Below are 14,336 nucleotides of genomic sequence, written 5' to 3'. Positions count from 1 at the left end.
CAGTCGGGCGCGGGGCTGGGTACAGTCCGCCAACGTTTCCGGGAATGGCGATATGCGTGCACGTGGCAAGCGATGGATCGGATGCAGTGCTGTGCTGGGGCTGATGCTGGCGATAGGCCCGGCCGCCGCGCAGCAGGCACCAGCGTCCACTGGCCCGGTGGTGGACATGGACACGGTGCAGGTGACCGGTGAACAACCCGGCCCCGGGCTCTGGAAGGTGACCGCTGCGCAGGGGCATGTGCTGTGGATCCTGGGAACGGTCTCGCCGTTGCCAAGCGGCGTGCAATGGCGCTCGGATGAAGTCGAACGGACCATCGCCGGTGTCGACCATGTGCTGGGCGATCCGGGTTTCAGCCTCGATGCGAAGATCGGTGTGTTCAAGGGCCTGACCCTGCTTCCGCTGGCGATGAAGACCGCTCGCGATCCGCAGGGGCGCACGCTGGATCAGATCCTGCCGGCGGCAACGTACGCACGCTGGCTGGGGCTGAAACAGACCTACATGGGCAATGACCGTGGCGTGGAAAAGGACCGTCCGCTGGTGGCCTCCGGTCGCCTGTACCAGGCGTTCCTCAAGCGCAACGGCCTACGCGACGGCAAGCAGGTGAAGGAAGCGCTCGGGCGCGCCTACAAGGCCCGCGATCTGAAGCCGGAGGATGTGCAGGTGAAGCTGAAGGTCGACGACATCCGTGGCACGTTGAAGGAACTGCAGGCCACCGAAGTCGATGACCGTGCGTGCTTCGAACGCACGCTCGACACCGTGGAATTCCAGGCGCCGGTGTTGCGTGAGCGGGCCAATGCCTGGGCACTCGGCGATGTCGCCGCACTGCGTCGGCTGTCGGGCTCGGCGATGGCCCAGACGTGCCGCGAACTGCTGCAGGATTCGGCCTTCGTGCGCAGGCGTGGCTGGGGCGACATGCCACAGCAGGTGCGCACGCGCTGGCTGCAGGGCGTGGATGCGGCGCTGACCCATCACGCTGGCACGTTCGCGACGGTGCCGGTCAGCCTGCTGCTGGGCGAAGGCTATCTGGATGCGCTGGTGCAGCGCGGCTACCAGGTCGAGGCGCCGCCGGAATAGGCAACGCTTGAAGTCCTCGTGCTTCCTGTCATATTCCTCTGCACTCAGGAGGGGAGTGATGGACATGCCGTTGCATGCGTACGCCTATGTCAGCACGGCCAGGGAGGGACTGGACGTGCCTGAGCTCGATGCATTGTTGGCCGATGCGACGGCGTTCAATCGCATGGCCGGAGTGACCGGGGTGCTGATGTTCGATGGCAGCCGTTTCCTGCAGTACATCGAAGGCCCACGGGATGGGCTGGCCTCAGTGCACGCGCGCATCGGCAACGCGCGGCGCCACGGCAGCATCACCCAGCTTGCCGCAGGCCCGATCCAGACCCGCTGGTTTCCGCGCTGGACGATGGCCAACCGGCAGGTGGATGCGGCGACGCTGGCCAGCATCGTGGCGGCCCCGTGGCATGGTTTCAGCCTGGAGCAGAATCCCCCGGATCATGGCTTCTGCCTGTTGTTGCGGGCCTGGACGGGAGGGCACGGCGAGCTCGAGCCGGCCGCCGTCAGCCTTGGATCCTGAGTCCGGCGTGGTCTGGCGGCGCTGCCGCGGTTAATCTTGTCGGCATGTTTGCCCGCACCCGGACCCTCGCATGACCCAGTGGACACCGTCGCCAGCTGCCGGACGCCGCGCATGAGTGCGCCGATCGGCGCAGTACAGATGCCGTCCCCGGCCATCATCGGCCTGGGGTACGTCGGGCTGCCGTTGGCGGTGGCCTTCGGCCGGCAGCTGCCCACCCTGGGGTACGACATCGATGCTGCACGCATCGCCGAACTGGCCGGTGGGCAGGACCACACGCTGGAGATGGAGCCGGACGAACTGGCCAGCGCTTCACTGCTGCGCTACAGCAGCGATCCGGCGCAGCTGGACGCCTGCAACGTCTACATCGTCACCGTGCCCACGCCCATCGATGCCTACGAGCAGCCCGATCTGGAGCCATTGCGCTCGGCGACGCGACTGATCGCCAGCCATCTTCGCGCCGGTGACCTGGTGATCTACGAATCCACCGTCTACCCAGGCACTACCGAAGAAGTCTGCGTGCCTCTGCTGGAGCAGGGCTCGGGCCTGCGCTTCAACGAGGATTTCTACTGCGGCTACAGTCCCGAGCGGGTCAGTCCGGGCGATCGCCAACGGCGCCTGGCCGATATCCGCAAGATCACATCCGGTTCAACGCCAGAAGTGGCTGCGGTGGTCGATGGCCTGTACCAGCGGATCATCATCGCCGGCACGTTCCCGGTGCCGTCGATGCGGGTCGCCGAAGCGGCCAAGGTGGTGGAGAACATCCAGCGCGACGTCAACATCGCGCTGGTCAACGAGTTGGCCCTGATCTTCGATCGGCTCGGCATCGACACCCAGGATGTGCTCGACGCCGCAGGCAGCAAATGGAATTTCCTGCCGTTCCGGCCGGGGCTGGTGGGAGGCCACTGCATCGGCGTGGACCCGTACTACCTGCTGCACAAGTCCGAAAGCATGGGCTACCACCCCGACCTCATCCATACCGCGCGGCAGGTCAACAACCGGGTGGGCGAGCATGTGGCCAATCGTGTGTTGGCGATGCTGGCCGAACGCGGTCGTGCACCAGTGCAATCGCGCATCCTGGTGCTGGGCGTGACCTTCAAGGAGGACTGCCCGGACCTGCGCAACAGTCGCGCGCTGGAACTGGCCCAGCGGCTGGCAGACAGCGGCGCGCAGGTGGACGTCAGCGATCCGTGGGTTGGGCCGGCGGCACTGGCGGACGAGGGTGTGAACTGGTTGGCCGAGCCGGTGGCCGGCAGCTACGACGCAGTGGTGCTGGCGGTGGCGCATGAGAGCTTCAAGGCGATGGACGATGTCCATATCCGCAGCCTGCTGGCACCCGGTGGACTGGTCTATGACGTGAAGTCCGCCTGGCCGCGCAGCGTGGTCGACGATCGCCTGTAGGTGCTTGCGCGGTAGACTCGGGGGCAGTTGCAACCGAGGAACGCCATGCACCGGTATATCGTCTACCTGCTCGCCATCCTGATGTTTCCGATCTGCCTGTGGCTGGCCACGATCTGGCCGGCCTGGTATTGGGGCGTCGGCCTTACAACCGCGATGGTGGCGCTGGGGACCTGGGACCTGCTGCAGAAGCGCAGCACCCTGCGCCGCAACTATCCGGTGATGGCGCACTTCCGTTACGGCCTGGAATCGATCGGCCCGGAGATCCGCCAGTACTTCGTGCAGAGCGATCTGGAAGATGTGCCGTTCTCGCGACAGCAGCGCGCGTTGATCTACCAGCGTGCCAAGAACCAGATGGATACGGTGCCCTTCGGCACCCTGCGCAGCACCTATGCGGTGGACTACGAATGGATCAATCATTCGCTGGCGCCGACCACCATCGCCAAGCACGATTTCCGCGTGCTGATCGGCGCGAACTGTGCCAAACCCTATTCGGCGAGCGTGTTCAACATCTCGGCGATGAGTTTCGGCTCGCTGTCGGCCAACGCGATCCGTGCGTTGAACGAAGGCGCGCGCCGGGGTGGCTTCTACCACGACACCGGCGAAGGCTCGATTTCGCCCTATCACCGTGAGATGGGCGGCGACCTGGTCTGGGAAATCGGCTCGGGTTACTTCGGTTGCCGCGACGAGAAGGGCGGCTTCAGCGAGGAACGCTTCGCCATCAATGCCGCGCTCGAGCAGGTCAAGATGATCGAGATCAAGCTGTCGCAGGGCGCCAAACCCGGCCACGGCGGCGTGTTGCCGGCGCCGAAGGTGACGGCCGAGATCTCGGTGACGCGTGGCGTGCCGATGGGCGTGGACTGTGTTTCTCCGTCACGCCATTCGGCGTTCTCAACGCCGGTTGAACTGCTGCAGTTCGTCGCCCGCCTGCGCGAGCTGTCCGGTGGCAAGCCGGTCGGCTTCAAGCTGGCCATCGGCCACCCGTGGGAATGGTTCGGCATCGCCAAGGCGATGCACGAGACCGGTCTGCTGCCTGACTTCATCGTCGTCGATGGCGCCGAAGGCGGCACCGGTGCGGCACCCGCCGAGTTCGTCGATCACGTGGGTGTGCCGATGCACGAGGCGCTGCTGCTGGTGCACAACACCCTGGTGGGCCTGGACCTGCGCGAGCACATCCGGATCGGCGCGGCCGGCAAGATCACCAGCGCGTTCGACATCGCCCGCACCATTGCGATGGGCGCCGACTGGTGCAATGCCGGGCGCGGTTTCATGTTCGCGCTGGGCTGCATCCAGTCGCTCAGCTGCCATACCGACAAGTGCCCGACCGGCATCGCTACCCAGGATCCGGCGCGCTGGAAGCATCTGGATGCACCGGACAAGGCCACGCGTGTGTACAGCTTCCACGAGCACACCCTGCATGCGCTGAAGGAGCTGCTGTGTGCGGCGGGCTTGAACGATCCGGCCGAGCTTGGCCCGGAACACATCCTGCGCCGGGTGTCGCCGGTCGAGATCCGTTCGCTGGCCTCGTTGTACCGCTACCTGGAGCCGGGCGAGCTGCTGCACAAGGTGCCCGACCACGCGGTGTTCCATTCGTTCTGGGCCGATGCGCGCAGTGATTCCTTCCAGCCGCCGCCGAAGATCCAGGCGCTGCGGGCCAGCAAGTCGCGATGATCGCGTAGTAGAGCCGAGCCGGTGCTCGGCTGTACGAAAGCCAGAAACATACGGAGGCTGCATGCAGTTCAGGACCGGCACCAACGATGATGTAAGCACGCTGTGGGCCCTGCGCACGCGCTGCGTACGTGAGCTGTGCAGCAGCCACTATCCGCCAGAGGTGATCGCGCCGTGGTCGGCATCGCCACCGCCGGTGCAGTATTCGCGGCTGCTGGGGCAGGGCGGCTGTGTCGTCGCCGAAGATGATCGGGGCGAGGTGCTGGGTTTCGGGGTGTTCGATGCCGAGGGTAACGAGATCGACGCGCTGTTCGTCGATCCGGATCGAGGCGGGCAGGGTGTTGGCCAGGCGCTGATGCAGCGGTTGCTGGCCCTGGCCGACCGGACGCGCGAGGTGGTGTTGTCGGCCTCGCTCAATGCCGTGCCGTTCTACCAGCGGCAGGGCTTCGTCGCCGAATGCGAGGAACTGTATCCGCATCCCAGTGGCGTGGCGTTGGCTTCGGTGAAAATGCGCCGGCCAGCCTGATGTGCCCGGCGCTACCGCACGTTGATCAACGCGTGGCCAACCACGCCGTCACGCCCTCTGCCGCACGCAGTCCGCTGGCATAGCAGGCCGTCAACAGGTAGCCGCCGGTCGGGGCTTCCCAGTCCAGCATCTCTCCCGCGCAGAACACGCCCGGCAAGGCACGCAGCATCAATCCATCGTCCAGCGCATCCAGGCGCACGCCGCCGGCCGTGCTGATCACCTCGGCCATCGGTCGCGGGCGCAGCAGGCGCAACGGCAGGCGCTTCAATGTGGTGACTACGGCGGCCAGATCGTTGCCGGCATCCTTTCCCAGTGTTTCAAATACCAATGCAGTCTTTACTGCATCCAGCCCAGCCTGGCGACGCAGGTGCTCGCCGAAGCTGCGGCCCTTGCGCGGCTGCGAGAGATCGGCCAGCAGGCGTGCCTCGTCGCGGCCCGGAACCAGGTCCAGCCACAGCGTGGCGTGGCCGTCGCGGTTGATGGTGTCGCGCAGGTCCGCCGACAGGGCGTAGATCAGGCTGCCTTCGATACCGTACTCGCTGGCCACGCACTCGCCCTGCAGCGAGCGGGGCTCACCGTCCAGGCCATGCCAATGTGCGACGACCGGCTTCAGCGGCGCACCCGCGTGGCGCTGCGCGAAGAAAGGCGTCCACGCCACGTCGAATCCGCAGTTGGCCGATTGCAGCGGCGCGATATCCACGGCGCGGGCCTGCAACGCCGGAACCCATGCGCCGTCGCTGCCGAGCTGTGGCCAGCTTCCGCCACCCAGCGCCAATACGGTCGCGTCGGCGCGCACGTCCAGCACACCCGTCTCGGTGGCAAAGCGCAGTGCGCCGTCTTCGCTCCAGCCCAGCCAGCGATGGTTGACGTGCAGGCGCACGCCCTGTTCCTTCAGCCGGCGAACCCAGCCGCGCAGCAGCGGTGCGGCCTTGCGGTCAACCGGGAACACGCGGCCGGAACTGCCGACGTAGGTTTCCACACCGAAGCCTGCGGCCCAGTCGCGCAGCGCCTGTGCATCGAAGCCGTTCAGCCATTGGCCGACGCTGGCGGCCTGCTCGCGGTAGCGGCTGTCGAACAGCGGACGCGGGTCTGAATGGGTGAGGTTGAGCCCCCCCTTGCCTGCGATCAGGAACTTGCGGCCCGGCGAGCCTTTGGCCTCGTATAGATCAACGTCGATCCCTGCCGCGCGCAGGCGTTCGGCGGCAAACAGCCCCGCCGGGCCGCCGCCGATGACGGCGACGCGACGCGGCGGACTTGCTTCACTGTTGGACATTGAGCAGCTCGACGTCGAACACCAGCGACGAACCTGCCGGGATCGGGCCGACCTGGCGATCGCCATAGCCGAATTCCGGCGGGATCATCAGCGTGCGCTTGCCGCCGACCTTCATGCCGGCCACGCCTTCATCCCAACCGCGGATGACCTGGCCCGCACCCAACGTGAAGGTGAACGGCTCGCCGCGTTCGACCGAACTGTCAAAGGTCTTGCCGTGCTTGTTGTCGGCGCGCTCGTCGTAGATCCAGCCGGTGTAATGCACGCTGACCTTCTGACCGGTCACGGCCTCGGCGCCGGTGCCGGGCTGGGTATCGATGCGCTCGAAGGCGGCGATGGTGCCTCCCGGCGGCGGGCCGGACGGTTCCGACGAGCAACCAACGGCGGCGAGGGACAGCAGCAGGGGAAGCAGCAGGCGGCGCATCAGGCGTCTCCGGGGGTGATGAGTCAAGGGCGGCAAGGTTAGCGCATCGGCGCCGGGTATCATGGGCACATGGCAAAACTCCTGCTCAATCTGCGCAATGTCGGCAACGACGAATATGCCGATGTCTGCACGCTGCTCGACCAGCATGGCATCGCCTGGTACCGCACCGAACCCAGCCCTTGGGGCATCTCCAATGGTGGCCTGTGGCTGCGCGAGGATGCCGACCAGCCGCGTGCCAAGGCGCTGATGGCCGAGTACCAGGCGGCTCGCGGCGTGCGGGTGCGCGCCGAGCGCGAGCAGGCCCTGCGCGATGGTACTGCCGAGACCTTTGGCAGCCTGTTCCGGCGTCGCCCTGGGTTCGTGGTGCTGGTGCTGCTGGGCATGGCGGTGGCGGCGGCACTGGTGCTGTTGCCGTTCATGCTGCTGCGGGGGTAGGGGTGTTCGGCCGGGTTGCACCCGGCACCCGCAGAAGCGACGTCAACGGCAACAGCAACGGCGGGCATTCCGTGGTGGGCGGGGCGGTGTGGGCAGGCAGGACACGCCGTGAACCCGTCCATGGGGGCTCGATGGCGCCATCCATGGCGCCAACGGTCCCGCCTGCCCACACCGCCCCGCCCCGGACGCGTTCCGGGTGCTGTCGGTAGATGTCGACCTTGGTCGACGCTGTGGTAGATCCACGCCATGCGTGGATGAACGGTGGAGGCTGATACGGGGGCGGTCAGGCGGTAAAATGGCGGGATGATCGCCAATACCGCTGCTTATCATTTCGCCGTCATCGACGCTCCGCAGGCCCTGTGTGACCAGCTGCAGTCACGTGCCGAGGCGTCCGGCCTGCAGGGCACGATCCTGGTGGCGGGCGAGGGGCTGAACCTGTTCCTGGCGGGTGCACCGTCTGCTATCGATGGCTTCTATGCGGAACTGCGTGCAGATGCGCGCTTCGCCGATATGCGGGTCAAGACCAGCTTCAGCGAGCACCAGCCGTTCGCGCGGCTGAAGGCCAAGGTCAAGGACGAGATCATCAGCTTCCGCCGTGACGATGGCCAGCCGCTGGACTACCCGCGTGCGCCGGCGATCGATCCCGCCACCGTGCAGCGCTGGCTGCGGCAGGGGCACGATGATGCAGGCAAGCCAGTGGTGATGCTCGATACGCGCAACCTGCAGGAGATCGAGTACGGCACCTTCAAGGACGCGCTGGTGCTGCCCATCCACAAGTTCACCGATCTGCCCGAAGCCTTGGCACCCCATCGTGAGGCGCTGAAGGACAGCACTGTGGTGAGTTTCTGCACCGGCGGCATCCGTTGTGAGAAGGCAGCGCTGTGGATGCTCAACGACGGCATGGACAATGTGCTGCAGCTCGATGGCGGCATCCTCGGCTACTTCGAGGAAGTGGGCGGCGAGGGTTACGAAGGTCGCTGCTTCGTGTTCGACGAACGCGTGGCGCTGGATGCTGAACTGAAGCCGCTGGTGGACGAACCGTTGCCGGAACCCCGCCCCAGCGCGTTCTGACCCGCCTTGTGTGGAGCCGAGCCCACGCTCGGCTGCTGTGCACCGGGGAAATGCAGCCGAGCGTGGACTCGGCTCTACACAGGCCGGTGGCGCTGAATCCGTCCCACGGGAATCAGCGTCCCGCTACCGGCACTGGCCGCCGGGGCAGGGCGACCCCATCAACAGGGGATCTTGTGACGGAAAACCGCCTGATGATCCCGTTGTCGATCCTCGACCTGGCCCCGGTCTGCGAGGGCAGCGATACCACTGCCGCCTTCGCCAACATGCTCGAGCTGGCCCAGCATGCCGATGCGCTGGGCTACCGCCGCTATTGGTTGGCCGAACACCACAACATGCCTGGCATCGCCAGTGCCGCTACCGCGGTGCTGATCGGCCACGTCGCCGGTGGTACGAAACGCATTCGTGTCGGCGCCGGCGGCATCATGCTGCCCAACCATGCGCCGCTGCAGGTGGCCGAGCAGTTCGGCACCCTGGCCTCGCTGTACCCGGATCGTATCGACCTGGGCTTGGGCCGCGCACCGGGTACCGACCAGCCGACCGCGCGCGCCCTGCGCCGCTATTTCGACAGTGCCGACCAGTTCCCGCAGGACGTACGCGAACTGCTGCACTACTTCGAGCCGGTGCAGCCGGGCCAAGCGGTGCAGGCCGTACCCGGTGGCGGCCTGCGGGTGCCGACCTGGATCCTCGGTTCCAGCCTGTTCGGCGCGCGCATGGCCGCCTCGATGGGCCTGCCGTATGCCTTCGCCTCGCACTTCGCGCCCGATTCCATGGATGAAGCGCTGGCGGTATATCGCCGCGAATTCCGTCCTTCGGCCACGCTCAAGCAACCGCACGCGATGCTGGCATTGAACGTGGTGGCCAGTGACAGCGAGGCGGAATCGCGCAGGCTGTTCACCAGCCAGCAGCAGAGCTTCGTCAATCTGCGTCGCGGCCGTCCGGGCAGGATCCCGGCGCCGATCGATGACATCGAATCGTTCTGGGAACCCCATGAGAAGCTGGGCGTGGAGCGGGCGCTGGCGTGCACCGTACTGGGTGATCCGCAGCAGGTGGCCGACGGCATTGCAGCTTTCGTCGAACGCCACCAGCCCGACGAACTGATGCTTACCGCCAACCTGTACGACCACCACGCGCGCCTGCGCTCTTTCGAGCTGGCGATGCACGCCTGGCACGCCCGCCACGCGGGCTGAACAATTGCGTCACGGCAATTTGCGGCGCAGGCGCGTCTGATGGGGACTCACACCTCCGGAGTCCCCCATGGACCAGTCCCGTACCGAACACATTGCCCAGCTGGCCGAACTGATCAAGGACGTGCAGGTGGCGATGTTCACCACCCGCGGTGTCGACGGGCGCCTCTACAGCCGTCCGCTCGGCACCCAGCAGGTCGCCTTCGATGGTGACCTGTGGTTCGCCACCGCTGCCGACAGCCCGAAGGTGGCGGAGATCGCGCTCGACCCGCGGGTCAACGTGGCCTATGCCTCACCGTCGAAAAATACGTATGTGTCGGTGGCGGGTGCAGCGCGCATTGTCGATGACCGCGCCAAGATCGAAGAGCTGTGGTCGCCGGCGATGAAGCTGTTCTTTCCCGGTGGTCCCGATGATCCGAAATTGCGGTTGATCCACGTGCGTGCGGAGACCGCCGAATATTGGGACGGGCCGGGCACGCTGCTGGGCTCGGCCCTCAGTTTCGTGTTGTCGGCCGTGCAGGATGAGCCGGCACAGTTGGGGGACAACGGTTTCATCGATCTGCGTTGAGGTGCCCCATCCACGCATGGCGTGGATCTACTGGGTTCAAGGTAGATCCACGTCACGCGTGGATGCAGGTGATCCGAAGTAGATCCACGCCATGCGTGGATGCAGGTGATCCGAAGTAGATCCACGCCATGCGTGGATGCAGGTGATCCGAAGTAGATCCACGCCATGCGTGGATGGGAAGCGCCCGGAAGTTGCCTGCGCTCAGAACCAGCGCTGGAACAGTTCGACGGTGTAGCCCACCAGTTGCCCGGAACTGAAACCAAAGAACGCGATCGCCACCACCGCTGCAACCCAGTTGAACAACATCAGCGCACCATCACGCTCCAGCAGCGCCAGCGCGAACAGCAGCAGCTGGAAGCCAAACAAATAGTTGGTGAACGGAATCGGCAGCGACAGCAGCAGGCCCAGCAGCACCAGCAGCAGGCCGCTGAAGGCGTGGGCGGGGGCAGGCGTCAGCATCTGTGGCATGCGCGGCTTGAGCATGCGGTCGAGGCGGCGCAGTGCACCGTCGATGCGGTCCAGGAACCGGTGCATGGTGCCGCGCTTGGGTCCACGCCGGGCGATGAACCCAGGCAGCCAGGGCCGGCGCATGCAGAACAGCATCTGCAGGCCGATCAGGATCACCAGCGGCCCGCTGACCGCACCACCCAGCCCCGGGATGGGGATGAAGGCGGGCAGGATGGCCACGAACAGGAACACACCGAAGGCACTCTGCTGCAGATCCTGCAGGATCTGCCCCAGCTTCATGTGCTGGGCCGGGTCACCGAAGGCGAACATCGCCAGCAGGGTGCGGATGCCCTCGTTGCGGTACTCCGGCGGTGCAGCGCCGGCGCCGGACTCAGGCGGTGAGCTCATCGGCCTGCTCGTCGGACAGGGTGCGAAGCAGCAGCTTGTCCACCCGCGCACCGTCCAGATCGACCACCTCGAAGCGCCAGCCGGCCCAGTCGAAGTACTCGCCCGCGTGCGGGATGCGGCCGAAGAAGTGGATGCACATGCCGGCCAGAGTGTAGTAGTCGCCATCCTCGGCGTCGGGCAGGTCGTTGCTGCCGATCAACTCGCGCAGATCCTCGATCGGCAGCGAGCCGTCCACCAGCAGCGAACCGTCTTCACGGGTCACCACCAGCGCGTCTTCGTCGGCATTCTCCGTCGCCTGCAGGCGGCCGACCACCGCGCCCATCAGGTCACTGATGGTCACCAGGCCCTGGATCTCGCCGTACTCGTCCACCACCAGCGCCATCGACTGCTGTTCTTCGCGGAAGATCTCCAGAAGCTTCATCGCATGGGTGGATTCAGAGACGTACAGCGGCTCGCGCAGGGTCTGGAACAGCGCGTTGTCGCCGCGCGCCATGCGCGTGGCCAGCGATTTCAGCTCAAGCACGCCGACCACGTCCATGTCGTTGTCGCGGTACACCGGGTACCGCGAGAACTCATGCTCGGCCATGATCTCCAGGTTCTTGTCCAGGCCACCCAGCGTGTCCAGCCAGGCGATCCGGTTGCGCGGGGTCATCAGGCTGTCGGCGGTACGGTCGCCCAGGCGCATCACGCGGTTCATCATGTCGCGTTCGTGGCTGTCGATCACGCCGGCCTCGTGGCTCTCGGCCACCAGCATGCGGATCTCCTCTTCGGTGACCGACGCGACCTCGTCCTTGCCCAGGCCGAACAGGCGCAGCACCAGCTGGGTGGTCTTGGACAGCAGCCAGACGAAGGGGAAGGCCAGCTTGGCCAGCCAGCTCATCGGCAGCGCCACCAGTCCGGCGATGTCCTCTGAACGGGTCAGGGCCAGACGCTTGGGTACCAGTTCGCCGAAGATCAGCGTGATGAAGGTGATGAAGGTGACTGCCAGCGCCTTGCCAACCGCACCGGCATAGGCGAAGCCCGGCATCAGCCCCTGGATCCAGCCGCCGATGGCCTCGCCCAGTGCTTCGCCGCCGAGGAAGCCGGTCAGCACGCCGATCACGGTGATGCCGATCTGTACGGTGGACAGGAACGCTTCCGGCTTCTCCGACAGCTCCAGTGCCTTGGCCGCGCGCTTGGATGTACCGGCCAGCTGCTTCAGCCGGCTCTTTCGCGAGGTCATGACCGACATCTCGGACATGGCAAAGAAGCCGTTCAACAGAACGAGCGCGAAGACAATCAGGATCATTTCAAACACGGGCATCGTCCCCGGTTGGTGACAGGGAGGGCGGGTGCTTGCGATGGCGGCAGGCGCTCAGGAACAGGGTCCGGCGCGGCGCTGGGGGATAAGGGTCGTCGTCCATAAGGTGCGCCCGAAGGCGCGCTGGCATCTTAGCAAAGGGCCGTGGCTGGGTGGCAAATGCCTGTTCAGTTTTGGGCCTCCCGGCCCCGAAAAGGGGGCAGGGATACCCGTGATGGTCATCTAGCCGTCATAATTCGCACTGGTGCCGTCCTTCCCGCGACGGCTGACAGGTTTCTCAATGTTCTCTCTGCAGACCATTTTCGGTTCCGGCAAACAGTTCTACACCCTGCTTGATGAGGCTGCCGTCGCGGCTTCCGATGCCGCCAAGGCACTGCATTCGATGCTGCGCGACGCCGATCGCCAGCCCGCCCTGGATGCCTTCAAGCTGGCCCGACTGCGCGAACGCGCGGCCTCGGACAAGATCAGCCAGGCGCTGGTGGACAGCTTCATGACCCCGATCGAGCGCGAAGACATCGAAGCGCTGGGCTCGGCCCTGTACAAGATTCCCAAGCAGATCGAGAAGTTCGCCGATCGCTATTCGCTGGCCACGACCCACCTGGAGCACATCGACTTCGCGCCCCGCGCGGCGATGCTCGAGCAGGCCGCTGGCGTGGTGGTGGAGATGGTCGCCGACCTGCGCCACATGAACCTGGACCGGATGACCGCGCTCAACGAGCGCCTGCGTTCGCTGGAAAACGAGGCCGACCGCCTGATGCTCGAGCTGTACCGCGACATCTACTCCGGTCGCCTGGACAACCTGCAGATGTTCCTGCTGAAGGAATTCTTCGAGATCCTGGAAAAGGCCATCGACCGCTGCCGCGAAGCCGGCGTGGTGGCCTACCAGATCGTGTTGAAGAACAGCTGACGGACGCCACAGCATGCTGACCCTCGTTCTGGTGGTGATCCTGGCCGCACTCGTTTTCGAGTTCATCAACGGCTTCCACGACACCGCCAACTCCATCGCCACCGTGGTGGCGACCAAGGTGCTCTCGCCCGGCTGGGCGGTGATGCTCGCCGCGTTCATGAACCTGCTCGGTGCACTGACCGGCACCGCCGTGGCCCTGACCATCGCGTCGGGCCTGCTCAACACCAACGTGGTCGATGTGACCCCGCAGGTGATCCTGTGCGCGCTGCTGGGCGGCATCATCTGGAACCTGATCACGTGGTGGAAGGGCCTGCCGTCCTCGTCCTCGCACGCGCTGATCGGCGGCCTGTGTGGTGCCGGCCTGGCCGCGGCCCACAACAACTGGGATGCGCTGATCTGGTCGGAACGCTTCGGCAGCTGGGCGCAGAACAAGGGCCTGCTGTGGAAGGTGTTCGTGCCGATGATCACCTCGCCGATTGCCGGCTTCCTGCTCGGCATCGTGGTGATGGTGCTGCTGTGGGCATTGATCGCAGGCCTGGCCAAGATCGGCGGCGCGATCGGTCGGCTGGCACGCCCGCGCATCGTCAATGCGTTCTTCGGCAAGGCACAGATCGCCTCGGCGGCCTACATGGGCTTCGCCCACGGCCACAACGATGCGCAGAAGACCATGGGCATCATCGCCATGACCCTGATCGGTGCCGAAGCGACCGGCGCGTTGAACGACCTGCCGTCGTGGCTGGCCTTCATGCATCCGGACGCGCACGCCGGTGATGGCATCGCCATGTGGATCGTGCTGACCTGTGCCGTGGTGATGGCCGCCGGTACCGCCTCGGGCGGCTGGAAGATCATCAAGACCCTGGGCCACAAGATGGTCAAGCTGCACCCGATCCACGGCTTCGCCGCAGAAACGAGCTCGGCCACCGTGCTGACCGTGGCTGCCCACTTCGGCATGCCGGTGTCGACCACCCACAGCATCTCGACCGCGATCATGGGCGTCGGCTTCGCCAAGAACCCGCGTTCGCTGCGTCTGGGCGTGATCGAGCGCATCGTCTGGGCCTGGATCCTGACCATCCCGGCGGCAGGCGGCTGTGCCTACCTGATCCTGAAGCTGTTCGAGCTGTTCGGCTGGGCCTGAAGCGAGTGGCAT

At 65.9% G+C, this 14,336-nt stretch carries 15 protein-coding genes; 11 read left to right on the top strand and 4 right to left on the bottom strand.

Going from position 1 to position 14,336, the window contains the following annotated elements:
- Positions 1–52 precede the first annotated feature (52 nt).
- The 5 genes from QOL57_RS02980 (at position 53) to QOL57_RS02960 (ending at position 5,175) form a co-directional block, all read left to right on the top strand.
- A complete protein-coding gene (locus tag QOL57_RS02980; RefSeq protein ID WP_089240199.1) occupies positions 53–1,075 on the top strand; it encodes a TraB/GumN family protein in 1,023 nt (340 codons plus the stop codon).
- A gap of 58 nt (positions 1,076–1,133) precedes the next feature.
- Positions 1,134–1,586, top strand: a complete 453-nt coding sequence (locus QOL57_RS02975; RefSeq protein ID WP_244900788.1) for a BLUF domain-containing protein — start codon at positions 1,134–1,136, stop codon at positions 1,584–1,586.
- Positions 1,587–1,697: 111 nt separating this feature from the next.
- A complete protein-coding gene (locus QOL57_RS02970; RefSeq protein ID WP_089240201.1) occupies positions 1,698–2,984 on the top strand; it encodes a nucleotide sugar dehydrogenase in 1,287 nt (428 codons plus the stop codon).
- A 45-nt stretch (positions 2,985–3,029) separates the two neighbouring features.
- Positions 3,030–4,652 carry an FMN-binding glutamate synthase family protein gene (locus QOL57_RS02965; protein WP_089240203.1) on the top strand — a complete coding sequence of 541 codons (1,623 nt, stop codon included), beginning with the start codon at positions 3,030–3,032 and terminating at the stop codon, positions 4,650–4,652.
- Positions 4,653–4,713: 61 nt separating this feature from the next.
- The gene (locus QOL57_RS02960) at positions 4,714–5,175 is read left to right on the top strand and encodes a GNAT family N-acetyltransferase (protein WP_089240204.1); all 462 of its coding nucleotides are present in this window, start codon (positions 4,714–4,716) and stop codon (positions 5,173–5,175) included.
- Positions 5,176–5,200: 25 nt separating this feature from the next.
- Here the strand turns inward: QOL57_RS02960 and QOL57_RS02955 are convergent, their stop codons facing one another.
- Both QOL57_RS02955 and QOL57_RS02950 read right to left on the bottom strand, forming a co-directional pair.
- Positions 5,201–6,448: a TIGR03862 family flavoprotein gene (locus tag QOL57_RS02955; protein WP_089240206.1), complete on the bottom strand. Its 1,248-nt coding sequence runs from the start codon at positions 6,446–6,448 to the stop codon at positions 5,201–5,203.
- A complete protein-coding gene (locus QOL57_RS02950) occupies positions 6,435–6,869 on the bottom strand; it encodes an FKBP-type peptidyl-prolyl cis-trans isomerase (RefSeq protein WP_089240208.1) in 435 nt (144 codons plus the stop codon). Before QOL57_RS02950 ends, QOL57_RS02955 begins: the two co-directional genes overlap by 14 nt.
- 69 nt (positions 6,870–6,938) lie before the next feature.
- Between QOL57_RS02950 and QOL57_RS02945 the strand changes: the two genes are divergently transcribed.
- The 4 genes from QOL57_RS02945 to QOL57_RS02930 all read left to right on the top strand — a co-directional run bounded on the left by QOL57_RS02945 (position 6,939) and on the right by QOL57_RS02930 (position 10,127).
- Complete coding sequence (locus tag QOL57_RS02945) at positions 6,939–7,304, top strand: DUF6164 family protein (protein WP_089240209.1); 366 nt, start codon at positions 6,939–6,941, stop codon at positions 7,302–7,304.
- A 303-nt stretch (positions 7,305–7,607) separates the two neighbouring features.
- The gene (locus QOL57_RS02940) at positions 7,608–8,375 is read left to right on the top strand and encodes a sulfurtransferase (protein WP_089240211.1); all 768 of its coding nucleotides are present in this window, start codon (positions 7,608–7,610) and stop codon (positions 8,373–8,375) included.
- 191 nt (positions 8,376–8,566) lie between these two features.
- Positions 8,567–9,562, top strand: a complete 996-nt coding sequence (locus QOL57_RS02935) for an LLM class flavin-dependent oxidoreductase (RefSeq protein WP_089240213.1) — start codon at positions 8,567–8,569, stop codon at positions 9,560–9,562.
- A 67-nt stretch (positions 9,563–9,629) separates the two neighbouring features.
- Positions 9,630–10,127, top strand: coding sequence for a pyridoxamine 5'-phosphate oxidase family protein (locus QOL57_RS02930; protein WP_089240215.1), 498 nt, complete (start codon positions 9,630–9,632; stop codon positions 10,125–10,127).
- Between the two features lie 201 nt (positions 10,128–10,328).
- On the opposite strand, the gene QOL57_RS02925 is transcribed toward QOL57_RS02930, so the two are convergent.
- Both QOL57_RS02925 and QOL57_RS02920 read right to left on the bottom strand, forming a co-directional pair.
- Positions 10,329–10,982, bottom strand: coding sequence for an exopolysaccharide biosynthesis protein (locus QOL57_RS02925; RefSeq protein WP_089240217.1), 654 nt, complete (start codon positions 10,980–10,982; stop codon positions 10,329–10,331).
- On the bottom strand, positions 10,966–12,270 hold the full coding sequence (locus tag QOL57_RS02920; RefSeq protein ID WP_223880018.1) for a hemolysin family protein: 1,305 nt from the start codon (positions 12,268–12,270) through the stop codon (positions 10,966–10,968). The genes QOL57_RS02925 and QOL57_RS02920 overlap by 17 nt, the downstream gene beginning before the upstream one ends.
- Before the next feature lie 292 nt (positions 12,271–12,562).
- Between QOL57_RS02920 and QOL57_RS02915 the strand changes: the two genes are divergently transcribed.
- Both QOL57_RS02915 and QOL57_RS02910 read left to right on the top strand, forming a co-directional pair.
- Entirely contained in the window at positions 12,563–13,189 is a 627-nt protein-coding gene (locus QOL57_RS02915; protein WP_025878890.1) for a DUF47 family protein, read from the top strand.
- Between the two features lie 13 nt (positions 13,190–13,202).
- Complete coding sequence (locus QOL57_RS02910) at positions 13,203–14,324, top strand: inorganic phosphate transporter (protein WP_089240221.1); 1,122 nt, start codon at positions 13,203–13,205, stop codon at positions 14,322–14,324.
- Positions 14,325–14,336: the final 12 nt, after the last annotated feature.

The sequence above is a fragment of the Stenotrophomonas sp. yr243 genome (genome assembly GCF_900184195.1).
GTDB classification, from domain to species: Bacteria; Pseudomonadota; Gammaproteobacteria; order Xanthomonadales; family Xanthomonadaceae; genus Stenotrophomonas; species Stenotrophomonas lactitubi.
The sequence above is the reverse complement of the archived record's forward strand: the minus strand, read 5'-3'. Positions and strand labels throughout refer to the sequence as shown.